The organism is Chitinophaga niastensis (assembly GCF_003014755.1).
GTDB lineage: Bacteria > Bacteroidota > Bacteroidia > Chitinophagales > Chitinophagaceae > Chitinophaga > Chitinophaga niastensis.
This window is the reverse complement of record NZ_PYAW01000003.1, coordinates 71177-89591: the sequence shown is the minus strand read 5'-3', so window position 1 is coordinate 89591 and position 18415 is coordinate 71177. Positions and strand designations below refer to the sequence as shown.

Sequence of the window (18415 nt, the reverse complement as noted above, 5' to 3'; positions counted from 1 at the left end):
TAACAGCTAAAAGCTTTTCACAGCTCCCGACGGAGCTTGATTAATGCAAATCAATGACTACATTTGAATCACTGGGCTTACAAGAGCCTCTCTTAAAGGGAATTACGGACCTGGGCTTCGTTTCCCCAACACCCATTCAGGAACAGGCAATACCAGTATTGTTAGGAGGAGACCGCGATTTCGTAGGTCTGGCCCAGACGGGCACCGGTAAAACTGCTGCATTTGGCTTGCCTTTGCTGCAGCAACTGGATCTGAAATTAAATAAACCACAGGGTCTGATTTTATGTCCTACCCGTGAGCTGTGCCTGCAGATTACAAACGATCTGAAGAATTTTAGTAAGTACCTGGGCGATGTTAGCATCGTTGCGGTATACGGAGGTTCCAGCATCGTACAACAGCTGCGTGACCTGAAAAGAGGAGTACACATTGTTGTAGCAACTCCCGGTCGTTTACTGGATATCATTGACCGCGGTGCGATCAATTTTGACAATGTTCGTTATGCAATACTGGATGAAGCAGATGAAATGCTGAACATGGGATTCCAGGAAGATATCAACAGCATTCTCTCCAACACACCGGAAGGTAAAACTACCTGGTTGTTCTCAGCTACCATGCCACAGGAAGTGCGTCGTATCGCAAAGAAGTACATGGAAGATCCGTTTGAACTGACGGTTGGTAATAAAAACAGCGGTAACGTTAATATAGAACACGAATACTACATTGTTCGTCCACGTGAAAAATACGCGGCCCTCAAACGTATCGTGGATTTCAACCCTGAAATTTTTGGTATTATATTTACCCGTACCAAAATTGAATCACAGGAAATTGCTGAATCACTGATTAAAGATGGCTACAATGCAGATGCATTGCATGGCGATCTTACCCAGCAGCAGCGTGATAAAGTAATGAAGCGTTTCCGCGAAAGAGCACTGCAGGTGCTGGTAGCAACAGATGTGGCTGCCCGTGGTATTGACGTGGATAGCGTTACGCACGTAATCAACTACGACTTACCAGATGATGTAGAAAACTACACACACAGAAGTGGTCGTACTGGTAGAGCAGGTAAATCAGGTATCTCTATCGCTATCATCAGCGCACGTGATACCGGTAAAATCCGCCAGATTGAACGTGTAATCGGTAAGAAATTTGTGAAAGCTGAAGTGCCGGATGGTTTTGCAGTTTGCGAAAAACAACTGTTTGGTCTTGTTCATAAAGTACACAACGTAGTAGTAAACGAAGAGCAGATTGAACCTTACATGGAACGCATCAACGAAGAGTTTGCGTCTATGAGCAAGGAAGAACTGATCAAACGTTTTGCTTCCCTGGAATTTAACCAGTTCCTGGAATACTATCAGGATGCTCCTGATCTGAATGCAAAAGACGGCGTACGTGGTGCTATTGGAGACGATAGCAGAGGCGCTAGCAGAAGCAATGGTAAATTTACCCGTCTGTTCATCAATCTTGGATCAGTAGATGATTTCAACCGTGGCGATATGCTCCGTTACCTGTGTGACAGTACTGGTTTACGTGGTAACAAGATCGGTCGTATTGATCTGAAAGGTGTTTATTCTTTCTTTGAAGTAGAGAATGAAGAATTACCAAAAGTAACTGAGGCCTTCAAGAAACTGGAATACAATGGTCGCAGCGTGAGGATAGAAATGTCTCAGGACGGCGATAAACGTGTCCGTACTGGTGGTGATCGTCCGGAACGTGGCCCACGCAGAGAAGATGGTGGTGCTCCACGTAAAAGAAGCTGGAGCCCTGAAGGCGGTGGTGGCAGTCGCAGTGGCGGTAGCCGCAGCGGTGGCGACAGACGCGAGTCTTTCGGTGGTGGTAGCAAACCTCCTTACAAAAAGAAATACTAATTCCCTTAAAAGGAATAGCGATAAAAAAGAGAAGGTGTCCGTAAGGGCACCTTTTTCTTTTTATATACGTATCTATTTCGCAGTATCTGTCAGTTTCCAAAATTTAAACTATCTTGTTAACCTAGACACCCAATTCACACGTTATTTATGACCGGAGATACTAATAGCGCTTTACAGTATGTTGAACCATTATCCCTCTTTTCCTCCAGTGATATTACCTTGTTTCAGGCCGGCTCACATTACCGGCTATACGAAAAGTTTGGTGCACATCCTTTAGAATCTGAAGGCGTGACCGGCACCTATTTCGCCGTATGGGCGCCCAATGCTGCATTTGTAGCCGTAATGGGTGATTTTAACGGATGGGATCATTATACCCATACCTTATTTCCACGATGGGATAGTTCCGGTATATGGGAAGGTTTTGTGCCTGCTGTGAAGGCCGGTTCCCTGTATAAATATTTTATCCGCTCCAATAGCGGTGAAGAACTGATCAAGGGAGATCCATATGCCAACTATTGGGAAGTACGTCCGCAAACGGCTTCTATTGTGCATCCCCTGGATTATGAATGGGATGATAAAAAATGGATGAGCCAGCGAAGTAAGCGCAATTCGCTGAACAGCCCTTATTCTGTGTACGAGATCCACCTGGGTTCCTGGCGCCGTCCTGATCCTACAGATGAGGAAAGCGTGTATTCTTACCAGGAAATAGCCGACATGCTGGTACCTTATGTAAAGGAAATGGGATTTACGCATGTAGAGCTGATGCCGGTGATGGAACATCCTTTTGATGGCTCCTGGGGGTATCAGTTAACCGGTTATTTTGCGCCCACCTCCAGGTATGGTACGCCGCAGGACCTGATGGAGATGATTGAAGCGTTTCATCTGGCAGATATTGGTGTGATACTGGATTGGGTACCATCGCATTTTCCCTATGATGCGCATGGATTGTACCGTTTCGACGGATCACATGTGTATGAATATGCGGATATGCGTAAGGGTTATCACCCGGATTGGAACAGTTATATTTTTAATTATGCACGCAATGAAGTGCGTTCTTTTTTATTGAGTAATGCTATTTTTTGGTTTGATAGATTTCATGCAGATGGCTTACGCGTAGATGCGGTAGCTTCTATGATACACCTTGATTATTCCCGCGAAAAAGGCGCCTGGGTACCTAATGAGGTAGGGGGGAATGAAAACCTGGAAGCGATCAGTTTCCTGAAAAAGATGAATGAAACAGTGTACGCACTGTTCCCGGATGTACAAACCATTGCAGAAGACTCCACCTCTCATTACGGTGTATCCAGACCTACGTTTATGGGCGGTTTGGGCTTTGGTATGAAGTGGATGATGGGTTGGATGAATGATACACTGGATTATTTCAAAAAGGACCCTATCCATCGTAAATGGTATCAGAATGACCTGACTTTTAGCCTGGTGTATGCCTTTGGCGAAAACTTCATGTTACCGCTGAGCCATGATGAAGTAGTGCATGGGAAATCACCGTTGCTGTATAAAATGCCGGGCGACGACTGGCAGAAGTTTGCTAACCTGCGCTTGTTATATAGTTATATGTTTACGCATCCGGGGAGTAAGTTGATGTTTATGGGGGATGAGTTTGGACAAACGTCTGAATGGAATTTCCGTGGGGAGTTAGACTGGCACCTGCTGAAATATGCGCCACATAAAGGGTTACAGGATTTTGTAAAAGATATCAATCGCTTATATACCGATGCCAGAGCGTTGCATGAACAACAGTTTGATGCAGCTGGTTTTGAATGGATTACGGTGAATGACTATGATAATTGTGTACTGGCTTATGCCCGTAAAGGCAGTCGTCCAAAGGATTTTTTATTGATAGTGTTGAACATGACACCTGTGGTGCGGGAGAACTACCTGGTAGGTGTGCCGATAGATGGGCAATGGGAAGAAATTCTCAACAGTGATGCCCCTAAATATTATGGAAGTGGTGTCATAAATACAGGCATATTAAAGTCTGTAAAACAAACATATAACGGCAAGGACTACACGCTTTCTTTGCGTTTGCCACCATTGGGGGCTACTATTTTAAGGTTGATTTAAACCTACCGATATATTCTCCCTGCGGGAGATATTGTGTTATATTATTTTATGCTACTGATAAATCTCCCTCAGGGGAGATTTTTTTTGTTGTAAATCCTGCTAACTTAGTGGTACCAAGGCTATTAGGCGAAATGTGCCATAAAATTTTCTCTACTCATTAAACCTTTTCATATTTATCCTATCTATTATAAGACGTTTGTTTGTACAGCAATAAGGGGAGGGGTGCAAGCGTTTATTTATAAGTCAACTTTTTACTGTCAACTTTCAACCAAATTGGATTGATCCATATTTTTATTAGTCACTTAAAACCTAGCAATTATGAAAAATTCTCTCCGTAAGCCGGGGCTCGTTTTAGCAACGATAGTAGTAGTGGCGGTTGCCATGATGCAAGCGTGTAAAAAAGACAATTCTGCATCTACCGCGCCTATTCCTGCTAATCAACAAAAAGTAAGTCTTTTCCTTGCAGATGATCCGGGACTTTTTGATAAAGTATTGTTGGATATCCGTAAAGTTGAAGTGTTGGTAGACACCTGCGGAGGTACTGGAGATGAGAACTGGGAAGACAAGGATCGTTGCTGGTGGGACGAAGACCATAAAAACGACCGTGATAGCAAGCCAGACAGCTGTCAGTTATGGGATTCTTTAGGTATCCATCCTGGTGTTTACGATCTGCTTACCCTGCGTAATGGTGCAGATACCTTACTGGCAGGCGGTAACATCCACAAGGGGACAATGGAAAGAATCCGTATCACTGTAGGTAATAATAACTCCCTGGTAAAGAACGGCGTTACTTATCCACTGAAATCAGTGACTGGCCAGACAAAAATTATTGTAAGAGTACGTCATAGCGAGTGGGATGAAGTAAGTACCAGTGATTTGCAGCTGTGGTTAGACTTTGATGTACAACGCTCTATCATCAGGGTATGGGATGGTCAGTTCATACTCAGACCATATATCAATGTGTTCACTATTCTGAAAATGGGTAGTCTGTCTGGTACCGTTACACCATGGGATGCTTATCCGGTGCTTTCTGTGTACAACAACAGCAAGGATACATTATATGCATTACCATGGAGAGAAGGTTCATTTAAAGTACGTGGCCTGAAAGTAGGTGATTGGAATGTGTTTGTTAACGCTTCCAATGGTTACAAAGACACTACTATTACAGGTGTGAAGGTTGAACGTGGTAAGGATACTAAAGTAGGAAATATTAAATTACATAAGTAAGGCGTACAGCTGAGCTTTTGAACAGAAGCTATTGAAACGGGGATAAAAGCAAAGGTCTGATGACCGCTGATGTCCCTGCTTCAATAGCTTTTTGTTTTCGGATACATTGATATGTATAAAATATTTAACTTGTGCGAAAGCCGTAAATTATGCAAAAGTTGTTTTTAGCTATCCTGTTACAATTCATCATTGTAAGTACGATGGCGCAGGTGAAGAGTAATCAGCGGGATGCACAGCATCGTAAACAGGGACCCTGGATAGAAGAAGTAGGGGAGATCAGGGGAGAGCCCGGATTTACCTGGGAAGGTGTTTATAAAAACGACCGTAAGGAGGGTATCTGGAAGAGGACTTCTGCGGGTGGCACTTTACTGGCAGAGGAAACGTATAAGAATAATGTATTGGACGGTTATTGCAAATATTATTTCCCCAATGGTAAGCGTAGTGAAGAAGGTGCATACATGGCAACAGAAATTGAAGGGCAACGGGATACCATTATGATCATTGATCCTGTTACAAATGTGGAAACGCCTACAGAGATTATTCGTAAGGGTAATTCAGTGCGCAATGGTGTGTGGAAATTGTATGATGAAGAAACGGGCAAGATGGTAAAGGAGTTTTATAAAAGAGGTGAAACCGTTACTGCTGCTGAATTAGGTGATAGTACTACTGTTGGGCCATCTGCTCCCAAAGCGGCTCCCCTGCACCTGCCGCATGAAGATACAGGCAAGCGAAAAAAGAAAGGATAAAAAATGAACAGCGCAAAAGCTAAAATGAACAAAAAGATTAGTCCATTTTAGCTTTTTTTCTGTAATTTCATAAAAGAGGATGTGACCTTAAAACCCCAGTAACCCAAGCAACAATTTATTGTTTAATCCTTTTAATCTGTTTGTATGAAGAGCCTGAGTATCAACCACGGTGATAATTCACATGAATTGCATGGAATAAATTATAACACAGACCGGGTGGAGATCCTGTTCAGAGCTGTTTTTATTTTTCTGGTGTTTTGTGCGCTGTTGTCAATAGTCTTTCTATCAATTTTTTACTAAGCATAGACAAGACAGCGTTGTATCTTTCTCCTTATCGGATAAAAATGAGGTAATACTTTTTACGGTATTCTTCTTTCTATTAAGTGAAAACAATACGGCGCTGTTATTAGTATTATGTTATTTTTCTGTACCTGCTAAATTGATTTTTTAATATGAAATCCTTTGCCATATTAAGTTTGAACGTTTTTTCGTTTTTGCAAAATGTTTGGCCTTCTTAATTCAACGTTAATAAGTTATTCATTTTGTTCATTCCACCTTTTAGCCCCTCCGACATTTTGTACAATGGATTTTAGCATCTAATTTTGATATCTCTAAAGTTGGCATAGGTTATGAACACGGCGCGAGATCTCTATCTAAAGTGCCTTTTCTTTTTCTTCCAACGTTTACTCCTTATTCATAATTATCTCTTCAAAACTACGCTCTACCACAAACGACACGGTGTTATCTGCCTGCAAATTTTCTGCACTTAGTACAGTTTTTTGTCCGTCAATAATTACAACGGTGGGCTGGAATGGAAGTCCATGCACAATTATACGGTGGTTCTTATAAGCAGTTTCGTAGTTGATGTAAAATTTCTTTTTCAGATGAAACTGCTGCGGCGTAGAATGTTGTTTGAAACGGATTACGTTATACTGCCCGTTTTTATATCCGTAATGATCGCCGGCATCTTCATACAGGGAGCTTTTTACTTCCTGTTCTCCGTAGTATACATGTAGCAACATTTCCGTTACCGGTGTTTCGTGGGTATACTGCATTTCCGGATACTGCGGCAATACCGCACCTGCTTTCACAAACAAAGGCATTTCTTCCAATGGTGTAGGCACTGTTACTTCCTGTGCACCGGTATATTTTTTATCGTTCCAGAAGTAGTACCAGTTGCCGGCTGGCAGGTATACTGCTTTTTCTTTCATACCCTGTTCGCTCACATGACTGATCAGCAACGCGTCGCCAAACATAAACTCATGGGTGCAGTTGTGTGCAGTGGTATCCTGCTGAGCCACAAAGGCCAGTGGGCGCAACATAGGTGTACCATGGGTGGCATATTGCCAGAACGTGGTATACAGATATGGTAGCAGCTTATATCTTAACGTAATAAATTTATTAACTACTTTTTCATAGTCCGGACCAAAGCTCCAGGGCTCCTGGTTAAAACCGGTTTCATTGCTGGCAGAGTGGGTACGCATCAGCGGATGAAAAGTAGCCAGCTGAATCCAGCGGGTATATAGCTCTCCATCAGGCTCACCTATAAATCCGCCAATATCGCTGCCGGTAAAGGATATACCAGAAACAGCCAAACGTTGACACTGCACGGTAGCCAGCCAGAGGTGTTCCCAGCTGGATACATTATCGCCGGTCCATACGGAAGACCAGCGCTGGGCACCGGAATAGCAGGAACGTGTGATAAGGAAAGAGCGGTTGGGCATGAGGTATTTCTTCATGCCGGCAGCGGTGGCCTTACTCATCAGGTGGCCATAAATATTATGTGCCTTACGATGGCTCACCTCTTCGCCGTCATAGTCGTGGCGCACATCTTCAGGGAAAGTGCCCATTTCAAAAACGGCGGGTTCATTCATATCATTCCATACACCCCGCACACCGGTTTCTGCCAGGCTCTTAAAGAGACTGCTCCACCAGTCGCGCACTTCCGGATTAGTATAATCCGGGAACACACATTTACCAGGCCATACATCCCCTTCCATCAGTGCACCATCCGCGCGTTTGCAGAAATAGTTATTTTTCATGCCTTCCTGGTACACTGCATATTCCGGATCTACTTTGATACCCGGATCTATGATCACCACTACTTTGAATCCTTCTGCCGCCAGTTCTTTGATCAATCCGGCCGGATCGGGGAACCATTCTTTATTCCAGGTAAAGCAGCGGAAGCCTTCCATATAGTCGATGTCCAGGTAAATTACATCACAGGGAATGCGACGTTTCCGGAATTCAGCGGCTATTTCCTTTACCCGTGTGTCGGGGTAATAGCTCCAGCGGCATTGATGGTAGCCCAAAGCCCACAGGGGTGGGAGTTCCGGGGTACCGGTAATTTTTGTATATGATTCAGCTACTTCCAGGAGTTCCGGACCGTAGATAAAATAGTAATTCATTTCACCACCGCGGGCCCAGAAGCTGCAGGCATCTTCTCTTTCCTTTCCGAAGTCGAAGATGGTGCGGAAAGTGTTATCGAAAAAAATGCCGTAGCCGATGCCATGGTGCAGCCCGTAATAGAACGGGATATTGCGGTATAAGGGATCGGTATCTTTCTGAAAGCCATAGGCATCTGTACCAAAATTTTCCAGGCGTTTGCCACGAAGATTGAGCTCCGTAGGTTTGTCGCCCAGTCCGTAGAAACATTCTCCTTCCTGTACCAGTTTGCTACAGTATTGAATTTTACCGCCTTTGAGCAGGTAATGTTGCCAGTGAAAACCCATTTCATCCTGGTTAATCACCTTTCCATCTTTATCGGAGATCGTGATGCGCAGATTATCGCGGGCAATAAATACCCGGAGCGCATCTGTAAAGATTTCAAAAGTTTCTTCCCATTCTTTGATACCGAAAGTGATAGGGGATTCCTGCATTGTATCACTGGTAGCGTAGGAGAAATCGCGCTGAAAAGTGCCGTCGGCGGCGTATCTGAAGCGGATGATCTTGTCAGCGATCACTCTTATTTCAAGGATTGTTTCCGTAGTATAAAAACAAAAATAATTTCCTTCCTTTTTCCATTCCCGGATATTGTCCGGATAGTGCTTAGCGCCGTATTTGCTTGACGAAGTTTCAACTTGCATAATCTCTTTTTCTGAATGCCTGGCAATCGGTTACCATGGTCTTAAATTACATAAAAAATCAGAGTACTTATAACTCTTTCGCGTTAGATGCTGATATCTCTACGTTTACCATATAATTTACCTGCTTTGCAAAAAATACTGCAAAATGAGTGAATTACGGACTAACTTCATATTAATAAATGTACTTTTTGCTTTAACCTATTTTTACCGGTGCTCCTTTCCAGGCGCACCTTTTTATTAACGGGTGGAAAGTACAGCAATATCTTTTCCCGCCAGAAATACACGTGTCCCTTTTCTGGCTCTTACCACTACATTGAATCCGTCGCCGATTTTATTCCAGCTTTTTCCGCCGTTAACAGAAATATCCGTGCCGGAGGTACCGGTAGTAATCAGTAATTGCGGCGTAATATATGCTACGCCTGATTTATAGCCGCCTGGTGCCGTAACTGGTGGATACCAGGTGCGTCCGCCATTATTGGTGAGCATACAGTTGCCATGGCGTGCGGTATCCTGTTTATAGTCGCCTCCCACTGCGATGCCTTGTTTTGCATTCAGGAAAGCAATAGAAAATATGCCTGTAGTGCTGGTGCCTTGTACAACAGGTACCGTATAGGCGTTCCAGTTATTACCGGAAGTGAAAAGATGGGAAACGGTGCCACCGGTAGCAAAATAGACCTTGTTGCCGGGGAGCGTAACCAGACTGGTGCCGCTGGCGGCAAAAATAGCCTCTCCCTGGGCGGCATCGGGTAAGGAGGCGGGTGCGTCCTGCTGCCACGATTTGCCGCCGTCATGGGTACGGATAATGATGAATTTGTTTTGCAGCGGGTCGCCGATGGCGATACCTTCCTGTTCATTAAAGAAATTGAGTGCATCAAAAAATATTCCCGGGGTAGCATCAAAGAAAACCCGTTGCCAGGTGGTACCGCCATCTTCTGTCAAAAAAATATGTGCTGGTGCGCCTGCATTCAGTACAATGGCTTTATGTGCATCAAAGGCGTATAAGGATCGCCAGTCACAGCTATCGCAGCCACTCACCTTTGTCCACTGCCAGTGGGTGCCCCCATCTGTACTTTTGCCCACCTGTCCGCCGGTGCCGGAGGCCCAAATCACATCATCTGTTACCACACTGAGGCCCCGGATACTCTTCACCGGGGTGTTGGCGATGGTCTTTATATGATAGTCTGCCGGTTTATTTTGCGCCTTTGCCGGTAGAAAGGAGACGATTACGCAAGTCCAGATTAATAATAAAGTTCGGCTAAAGCGAAAAGACCTGTTGTTTACAATGAGCCACTGTAAAGTGTTTGAAGGAACACCGGGCAAATATTTCTGGGACATCTTCATAAGTTATATTATTTATTTCCAATCTGTTATCAGGAAGAAAATTACAAAATTGCTACAAAGTGTGAAGCAGATTTATATATTTGCACATAACCTAAACCGGCTTTACTTTCAATAATATAAACATAGTGCATCTACCTCGTCACGTAAAGATACTTATCCTGTGCTGCCTATGGGCCTTCTCTTCCGGGACATTATATGCCCAGGAGAAGCCATATATTTTTGATAGTTATAGTGTAAATGATGGATTGTCGCAAAGCACGGTGTTTGATATAACGCAGGATGATCAGGGGTTTGTGTGGATTGCTACCCGCGACGGGATCAACCGTTTTGACGGATACACTTTCAATGAATACCGGTATAAACCCAGTGTGCAAATTAAAGCGGGGGAAGGCAGGGGAGAATTGGTGCCCCGTGGATCTACCGGCAACCGGGCTGTTATCAACCGTTTCGACCTTAAAGGCTATAAAGGCTTTTCATTTTATAAAGACAGCCGCCACCAGTTATTGCTGGCCCATAATAACGGGATCAGTGTTTACGATAAATACCGCAATAACTTCCGCACTTTACTGGAAGATACTTCCAATATTAATGCACAGGAAAGGGATAATAATGTAAAATTCAAAATACTGGGAGAGGATACTACCACTAATTCCTTATGGGTATGGCGTCCTATGAAGGGCTTGTATGTGCTGGATAATAATACCTATGCCATTAAACGCATTATCATGTATCCACCGCAATTCAAGCACAGAGGGCTGTTGCCGTGTACCGTGATAAAAGATGGCAATACAGTATGGATGAGTGGAGAGGAGGGAGAGCTTTTTTCATTGAACATTAAGAACCTGCGTTTACTTACTTATTGTTTGCCGGGTGTGGGCGCTCAGCCGCTGATACGTAATCTTAACAAAGACTCCATGATCATTGTGAGTCCCGGCCATATTACTGTTTTCAACAAACAAAGGAATAAGTTCAGCGATTTGTCTTACGACACGAAGAATGAGCTGGGAGAGCCCTTTGTACCTAAGGTAGCAGAAGTGGACCAATCCGGCAACGTATGGATAGGGGGCAATGACGGGGTATTGATATACAGCATTGCGCGCAATGAAATTCTCCGGCATATAGTGAGTTTCAACACTTTTGAAACCCGTTCCTTCAATAATGTTTCTTATCTGTACCGCGATGGATCTGATAATATGTGGGTGGGTACAGATGGAGATGGGATGAAAAAATATTCTCCTCATAAAAAAGTATTTAATCTGTACCGGTCGCCCTATATCACTCATAATATGGTGCAGTCTGTGTACAAGCATGATGACGGCAAACTATATGTAGGCCTGATGAGGGATGGTTTAAATATTTATGAAGATGGGGGGAAATTCCTGGAGCGGATTTCCAATGAATTATATCCGGGGAAGTTTCCGGGGGATGACCTGGGGGCTATTTGCCGGGAAAATGCTGACAATCTGTGGCTGCATTTTACAGGTATGCATATTGGATTATTTAATGTGCAAACGAAGTCGTTTGTAGATCTTACCGCTAAAGTGATGGCGTTGGGTTTGCCTGCACAAAAAGATCCTTTCCCGTTGTTGTTTAAGCGTACCAACGGGGAGTTGTATTTTAACTATGGTGGTTATCTGTTGTTATTCGACGACACACCCAAAGGTTATGTAGTAGCGGTAGTGCATGATTTCAAAGATGAAATGATAACGGCCTATTACGAAGACTTTATGGGTAACCAGTACGTGGGTACGAAATCAGCATTGTATATAAAAAAAGTAGCTGATTCGCGATGGAAGTATGTGTCGCTGCCGCTGGGTACCGCCGTGAAATCTATTAATAAAAACCCTCATAAAGAGCTGCTAGTAGCCACTAACAAAGGATTATTTGTTATAGGTGAGCGTAACGAAATTAAGAAGCACTATAACAGTTACGACTATCCGAAACTGATCAATGATTACATGTACGGCGTATTGCTGGATGATAAGGACAGGATTTGGGTGAGTCATAATAAGGGGTTGTCGCAGATCAATCCGTTGACAGAAGAAATTACGACGTTTAATTATGAAGATGGATTGCAGTCGAACGAATTTAATACCGGTGCGTTTTACAAGTCGATTGACGGTGAATTATTTTTTGGCGGAATCCGTGGTGTGAATGGTTTTTATCCGAAGAACTTCCGTAATAATCCTTTCTACTCCAAGGTGATTATTCGTCGTATGGAAGTATTGGATAGGCCTTATGAATCTGATACTGCTATTTCGCTGCTGAAAAAAGTAGAGTTACCTTATAATCAGAATACGATTGCTATTGAGTTTGTACCGCTGGAATATACCAATCCGTTGAAAAATAAAGTGCAGTACAAGCTGGAGGGTGCCGATGAAGAATGGGTACAGGCGGGCACTTTCAGAATGGCACGTTATACCAATTTGCATCCGGGTAGTTATACTTTTAAAGTAAGGGGATCTAATAATGATGATATCTGGAATACTACACCTACTACATTGGAGATTGTGATCAGGATTCCATTCTGGCAATCGTTGTGGTTCCGGTTTTTATTATTGTTGTTACTGTTGGGGATAGCTTATTATTTTTCCACGTTATACCTGGATTATAAGATACGGCATGAGAAATTAAAGTTAGAGAAAGAGCAGGCCGTAGATCAGGAGCGGGCGCGTATTTCCAGCGACATGCATGATGATCTCGGATCAGGATTATCTACTATCAGGTTGCTGAGTGAGGTAGCTAAACGTAAAATTCAGGACCCTGCACAAACGCGGGAGATCGAAAGGATTTCTGAAACCGCTGGTGAAATGGTGGACAAGATGAGTGAGATTATCTGGGCCATGAGTTCTTCCAATGATTCGCTGGCTAACCTGATTGCTTATATGAGGAGTTTTGCAGCAGAGTTCCTGGAGCATGCACATATCACACATCAGTTTTATATTCCGGAAACGATCCCCAACATTAAGTTGAGTGGCGGAACCCGTAGAAATATTTATCTGGCAGTAAAGGAATCATTGCATAATGTTGTAAAACATGCCAAAGCAACAGAGGTTATTGTAGAGATAAAGATGCACAAAAACATGACGATAATGATCAAAGACAATGGAAAAGGATTTGACCAGGAGAAAGTACGGTTGTTTGGCAACGGATTGAAGAATATTCAGAAAAGGATGATTTCAGTAGGTGGAAACGCTGATATTTCCTCTAATAACGGTACAATAGTTTTTCTCGATATCCCACTAAATTAACATACATTTGTTTTTAATAACATTTAAGTGTTATAATTCCTACAAACATGACGGTATACTCAAAGAAGAAGTCCCAGGATAACATGGACACTATCACTATTGCGATAGTAGAAGATAATCATGATATCCGCACGGCTATGGAATTGCTGATTAATGGTTCTGACGGTTATGCTTGTGTTGGTACTTTCAATAATGCCGAAACCGCAGTAGAACAAATCCCTCAACTGATGCCTAACGTGGTGTTGATGGATTTTAATCTTCCTGGTGGTATGAATGGTATTGAATGTATCGCCCAGTTGAAAAGAGAGCACCCCGATATGCAGTTTATGATGCTGACGGTGTATGAAGATGATGATAAAATTTTCATGGCGCTGGAAGCTGGTGCGAGCGGATACATTCTCAAAAAAACATCTCCGGGAGAATTATTGGAAGCTATCCGCGATTTGTACGATGGTGGTTCTCCGATGAGTTCGCAGATTGCCAGAAGAGTGGTGGCATTTTTCCAGAAGCAGGCCAAGCCAAACCCTGCACTGGAGGCTTTAACCACCAGAGAGAAAGAAATTCTGGATCAGTTGTCTAAAGGATATCTGTATAAGGAAATTGCGAGCAATTTGTTTATCAGTATTGAAACGGTAAGACGGCACGTTCATAATATCTATGAAAAATTACATGTACGCAGCAGAACAGATGCGGTAAATAAATATTATAACAGATAGACAAGTTTTATTTGTTTAAAAAAAGTTTAGAGATTTAGAGATTTTGTTTTTGAGATGGGATTACCTGCCTGAACAAAATCTTTAAATCTCTAAATTTTTAGATTAAAATTATTGCACTTTCAGCTTTTCACGAGGTGTTTACGTAACAAGTGAACAGACAGTACCACAGCGGCAATCAGCAGACATGCCAATTTGAAAAATAAACCAGTTTTCATAGGATAGGGATTAATACGGTTAGGTATAGCTATAACGTTCCCCTGATGGCTATTGCCAGGCTGATGATACCTTTTGCAGATATTGTTTTAAAGCCGTTAGAAATAAAGTGTTGTGATTATCGCATCATTTGCCAGGCATCAAATTTTTTGATGAGGCGTAAAAATTTGTTACCGATGCTATTCTCTTGTTCTTTTTTAATAAAGTAAGTAGCTGTTAGTGCCACAAATAGCACGGCTACAAGCAGGATAAGACATAGTATTTTCATAGGGCATAGGTTAGGATCTTTCAAAAAAGGTGACTTATGTAAATATAGGAAAATATTTAATATAGGCGGGATATTACATAATATTTTTTAATCACATCTTCATGCTATACTCCTCTAAAAATTCCTGAAATGGTAAAAATCTCCCGAAATTATAATTTTTATCAGTCTTAATTAATTGATAAACAATAATGTAAGCATAGTGTATAACTTATACTTGGGATGATTCACTGAATCCTTTATTTTTGCCAGCAATCTGATTTTGCTAAAAGATTTAGTATCCTTGCAAATCGTTGATTAACCCACATAACAATAATATTTTGGAAATTTTAATATATTATGGCAAACACGGACAAAACGGATAACAAAGATCTATTTGCTTCCTATACGGAAGACTCCATACGGTCGTTGGACTGGCGGGAGCATATCCGCCTCCGGCCTGGTATGTACATAGGTAAGTTAGGGGATGGGTCCAGTATGGATGATGGTATCTATATCCTGCTCAAAGAGGTAACAGATAACTGTATCGATGAGCATACCATGGGCTTTGGTAAACAGGTTGATATTAAAGTAACGGAACATCATGTGACTATCCGCGACTTTGGCCGTGGTATTCCGTTAGGGAAGGTGGTAGATGTGGTGAGCAAGATAAACACCGGCGCCAAATACGATAGTAAGGCCTTTCAGAAATCGGTAGGTTTGAACGGCGTGGGTACAAAAGCAGTGAATGCTTTATCCAGCTACTTCCGTGTACAATCTGTACGTGATGGCCGTATGAAAGTGGCGGAGTTTGAACGTGGTGTACTGACTAAAGAACACAAGGAAACGGCTACTACAGAGGGCAATGGTACCCTGGTTACCTTTACCCCCGATGAAACCGTATTTAAGAACTACCGCTATATTCCCGAGTTCCTGGAAAACCAGATATGGAATTACTGTTTCCTCAATGCAGGACTCACCGTAAGTTTCAACGGGAAGAAATATATTTCTAAAAATGGTCTGCTGGATTTGCTGCAACGCAAAACCAATGAGGAAGACCTGCGCTACCCGATCATTCACCTGAAAGGAGAGGATATCGAAGTAGCTATTACGCATGAAAGTCAATACGGGGAAGAATATTATTCCTTCGTCAACGGTCAGCATACCACGCAGGGCGGTACGCACCTGGCGGCCTTCCGCGAAGCCTTTGTAAAAACGGTGCGTGACTTTTATAAGAAAGATTACGAAGCCACTGATATCCGTGCATCTATCTGTGCGGCTATCTCCATCAGGGTACAGGAGCCGGTGTTTGAATCGCAAACGAAAACCAAACTGGGCTCTTTAATAGTACATGATGGCGGTCCTTCTGTAAAAGTTTTTGTGCTGGAATTCCTGGCCAAACACCTGGATGATTATCTGCACCGCAATCCGGCTATTGCAGAGGCGTTGAAGAAACGTATCGAACAAAGTGAACGCGAACGTAAGGAGCTGGCAGGTATTAAAAAACTGGCCAACGAAAGAGCCAAAAAAGCTAACCTGCATAACCGTAAACTGCGTGATTGCCGTTTGCACCTGAATGATGAGTTTACCGGTAAAGATAAAATAGAGCAGGAAACACGCCGGTTGGAATCCACCATCTTTATTACAGAAGGTGACTCTGCCAGCGGTTCTATCACCAAATCGCGCAACGTGGAAACCCAGGCGGTATTCAGTTTGCGTGGTAAGCCACTCAACAGCTTTGGCCTTACAAAAAAGATTGTATACGAAAACGAAGAGTTCAACCTGCTGCAACATGCGCTGAACATCGAAGAAGGCCTGGAAGGGTTGCGCTACAACAACATTGTGGTAGCCACCGATGCCGATGTAGATGGTATGCACATCCGTTTATTGCTGCTGACCTTCTTCCTGCAGTTCTTCCCCGACCTGGTGAAGAACGGGCACGTATACATATTGGAAACGCCGTTGTTCCGGGTACGTAACAAACAACAAACCATTTATTGTTATACGGAAGAGGAAAAACAAAAAGCCGTTAAGAAACTCGGTAACAAGCCAGAGATCACGCGCTTTAAAGGTTTGGGTGAAATATCTCCTGACGAGTTTGGACGATTTATCGGGGAAGATATCCGTATTGAGCCGATCATTTTAACGAAGGATATTCATGTCCAGAAATTGCTGGAATACTATATGGGTAAGAATACCCAAACCAGACAGGAGTTTATTATCAATAACCTCCGGTATGAAAAAGATTTAGTTGAAGAAATAGCGTAAAAAAATTACGAATTTCGAATTACGAATTACGATCATCGCGGATGATCTTTGCGAAGAGCCGTAATTCGTAATTCGAAATTAATTGCATGATATGGGCTTAATACACGTTGTTTTCGGTCAGCCTTCGGTACCAGTGTTGGGAGAAGCTATTGCGATGGATGAGAAGATGGAAGGAGAGATCCTATGTTTTGAAGATGATCTGTCAGTAGGACCACTATTCATACTGGATACAAAAGAAGGTCAGGCCGGCCGCAAACAATTCTGGCAACAACTGGCAGGTATTCAGCCACAGCCGGTAGTTGAAAATGAAGCAGGAGCATCCGTGCAGGAAGCAGCAGAGGAGCCAGGTGATGCAGACCGCTTCAGGGCCCTGAAAGCACAGTTGAAGGAAAACCCTGAACAGGAAGTATGGATATGGGCCGGGCAAAATGCCCGTGATGTATGTGGTTATTACTGGCTGGTAAGCCAGCTGTATGATTTTGCAGGCCGCATACATATTATCTACCTCAACAACCTGCCTTTCCTGAATGAAAAAGGAGGAGTGTTTTATCCTACCCATCTGCACCAGATATTGCCAAAGGAATTTCTGAAGGCAAAGAAGCTGGCACGCCCCATTTCACTGGCTGAATATGAGCTGGATGGTGATGAATGGCATCGCCTCATGAATGAGAATGCCGGCATCCGTTTGCTGGAAGGTGGTAAGAAGATCAAAGGTGAGCCTACCCTGTTTTATGATAAGGAGTTAACAGCGCAGAGTGGAAAAGAATTTGTAAAGGCATGGCGTATTGTTCAACAGGTAACCGGTAAGCTGAAATACCCTGTGATGGACCAGTTCCTGGGATGGCGCTTAAAAGAGCTGATCAGAGAAGGAAAACTGGAAAGTAAAGGAGAGTTAAAAACGATTCGTGATTTTGAAGTGAAGCAGCCCGGAGAAAATACTGAAAATTCAACAGCAGGATGATAACGGTAACGCCTATACAACTTTTGGGAGAAGATGATCGTGGCAGTAATTATATGTGGAATTGCCACCGTAGTGGCGACTTCATGCTATGTTACCGGAATGCCGGCAGCAGCAGCGGTCAGCATTATCATGAAGGCAGGAGTGATAACAAAAATCCGGAAGTGATGTTTCTGTTCAGTGGTACGGCAGCTATTCACTGGTGCCCGCTGGGAGGAACAGACATTGTTACAACAGCAATAAAGGCACCTGCAAGGGTAGAAATACCCATCAATGTATGGCATCAGCTAATCGCCATTACAGATTGTTGCTTTATAGAACTGAACTCCATGGCAGATGTACAGAAAGATAGTGTGCGTGTATGGAGAGCAGATTTTGAAAAAATGATTAACGTAAAATCGTAAGTGTATTATACATG

The 18415-nt window shown here is 43.0% G+C and carries 12 protein-coding genes; 9 read left to right on the top strand and 3 right to left on the bottom strand.

The features are described from left to right. Nucleotides 1-53 precede the first annotated feature (53 nt). The 4 genes from CLV51_RS15075 (at nt 54) to CLV51_RS15060 (ending at nt 5920) form a co-directional block, all read left to right on the top strand. The gene (locus CLV51_RS15075) at nt 54-1865 is read left to right on the top strand and encodes a DEAD/DEAH box helicase (RefSeq protein ID WP_106528899.1); all 1812 of its coding nucleotides are present in this window, start codon (nt 54-56) and stop codon (nt 1863-1865) included. 147 nt (nt 1866-2012) lie between these two features. Further along, complete coding sequence (gene glgB / locus CLV51_RS15070) at nt 2013-3947, top strand: 1,4-alpha-glucan branching protein GlgB (RefSeq protein WP_106528898.1); 1935 nt, start codon at nt 2013-2015, stop codon at nt 3945-3947. 318 nt (nt 3948-4265) lie between these two features. After that, nucleotides 4266-5174 (top strand): DUF4382 domain-containing protein, encoded by a 909-nt coding sequence (locus CLV51_RS15065; protein ID WP_106528897.1) that lies wholly within the window; start codon nt 4266-4268, stop codon nt 5172-5174. A 149-nt stretch (nt 5175-5323) separates the two neighbouring features. After that, nucleotides 5324-5920: a toxin-antitoxin system YwqK family antitoxin gene (locus CLV51_RS15060; protein WP_106528896.1), complete on the top strand. Its 597-nt coding sequence runs from the start codon at nt 5324-5326 to the stop codon at nt 5918-5920. Between the two features lie 683 nt (nt 5921-6603). On the opposite strand, the gene CLV51_RS15055 is transcribed toward CLV51_RS15060, so the two are convergent. Beyond that, nucleotides 6604-9006: a glycoside hydrolase family 31 protein gene (locus tag CLV51_RS15055; protein ID WP_106528895.1), complete on the bottom strand. Its 2403-nt coding sequence runs from the start codon at nt 9004-9006 to the stop codon at nt 6604-6606. Between the two features lie 237 nt (nt 9007-9243). Then, the gene (locus CLV51_RS15050; RefSeq protein ID WP_106528894.1) at nt 9244-10347 is read right to left on the bottom strand and encodes a WD40/YVTN/BNR-like repeat-containing protein; all 1104 of its coding nucleotides are present in this window, start codon (nt 10345-10347) and stop codon (nt 9244-9246) included. A 125-nt stretch (nt 10348-10472) separates the two neighbouring features. Between CLV51_RS15050 and CLV51_RS15045 the strand changes: the two genes are divergently transcribed. Beyond that, a complete protein-coding gene (locus CLV51_RS15045) occupies nt 10473-13598 on the top strand; it encodes a ligand-binding sensor domain-containing protein (RefSeq protein WP_106528893.1) in 3126 nt (1041 codons plus the stop codon). Between the two features lie 47 nt (nt 13599-13645). Then, on the top strand, nt 13646-14314 hold the full coding sequence (locus tag CLV51_RS15040; RefSeq protein WP_079468073.1) for a response regulator transcription factor: 669 nt from the start codon (nt 13646-13648) through the stop codon (nt 14312-14314). Between the two features lie 331 nt (nt 14315-14645). Here CLV51_RS15040 and CLV51_RS29160 read toward each other — a convergent pair whose 3' ends face one another. Beyond that, entirely contained in the window at nt 14646-14795 is a 150-nt protein-coding gene (locus CLV51_RS29160) for a hypothetical protein (RefSeq protein WP_158267030.1), read from the bottom strand. Nucleotides 14796-15131: 336 nt separating this feature from the next. On the opposite strand from CLV51_RS29160, the gene CLV51_RS15035 reads away from it, so the two are divergent. The 3 genes from CLV51_RS15035 (at nt 15132) to CLV51_RS15025 (ending at nt 18401) form a co-directional block, all read left to right on the top strand. Further along, nucleotides 15132-17039: a DNA topoisomerase IV subunit B gene (locus CLV51_RS15035; RefSeq protein ID WP_106528892.1), complete on the top strand. Its 1908-nt coding sequence runs from the start codon at nt 15132-15134 to the stop codon at nt 17037-17039. 91 nt (nt 17040-17130) lie between these two features. Continuing rightward, complete coding sequence (locus CLV51_RS15030) at nt 17131-18000, top strand: DUF1835 domain-containing protein (RefSeq protein WP_106528891.1); 870 nt, start codon at nt 17131-17133, stop codon at nt 17998-18000. After that, the gene (locus CLV51_RS15025) at nt 17997-18401 is read left to right on the top strand and encodes a cupin domain-containing protein (protein WP_106528890.1); all 405 of its coding nucleotides are present in this window, start codon (nt 17997-17999) and stop codon (nt 18399-18401) included. The genes CLV51_RS15030 and CLV51_RS15025 overlap by 4 nt, the downstream gene beginning before the upstream one ends. The last annotated feature ends 14 nt before the right edge of the window (nt 18402-18415 follow it).

Coding starts and splice junctions, on each gene's coding strand:
- CLV51_RS15055 (WP_106528895.1), bottom strand. CDS start 9,006: ATGCAAGTTGAAACTTCGTCAAGCAAATACGGCGCTAAGCACTATCCG.
- CLV51_RS15040 (WP_079468073.1), top strand. CDS start 13,646: ATGACGGTATACTCAAAGAAGAAGTCCCAGGATAACATGGACACTATC.
- CLV51_RS15035 (WP_106528892.1), top strand. CDS start 15,132: ATGGCAAACACGGACAAAACGGATAACAAAGATCTATTTGCTTCCTAT.
- CLV51_RS15025 (WP_106528890.1), top strand. CDS start 17,997: ATGATAACGGTAACGCCTATACAACTTTTGGGAGAAGATGATCGTGGC.
- CLV51_RS29160 (WP_158267030.1), bottom strand. CDS start 14,795: ATGAAAATACTATGTCTTATCCTGCTTGTAGCCGTGCTATTTGTGGCA.
- CLV51_RS15060 (WP_106528896.1), top strand. CDS start 5,324: ATGCAAAAGTTGTTTTTAGCTATCCTGTTACAATTCATCATTGTAAGT.
- CLV51_RS15030 (WP_106528891.1), top strand. CDS start 17,131: ATGGGCTTAATACACGTTGTTTTCGGTCAGCCTTCGGTACCAGTGTTG.
- CLV51_RS15065 (WP_106528897.1), top strand. CDS start 4,266: ATGAAAAATTCTCTCCGTAAGCCGGGGCTCGTTTTAGCAACGATAGTA.
- CLV51_RS15075 (WP_106528899.1), top strand. CDS start 54: ATGACTACATTTGAATCACTGGGCTTACAAGAGCCTCTCTTAAAGGGA.
- CLV51_RS15050 (WP_106528894.1), bottom strand. CDS start 10,347: ATGAAGATGTCCCAGAAATATTTGCCCGGTGTTCCTTCAAACACTTTA.
- glgB (WP_106528898.1), top strand. CDS start 2,013: ATGACCGGAGATACTAATAGCGCTTTACAGTATGTTGAACCATTATCC.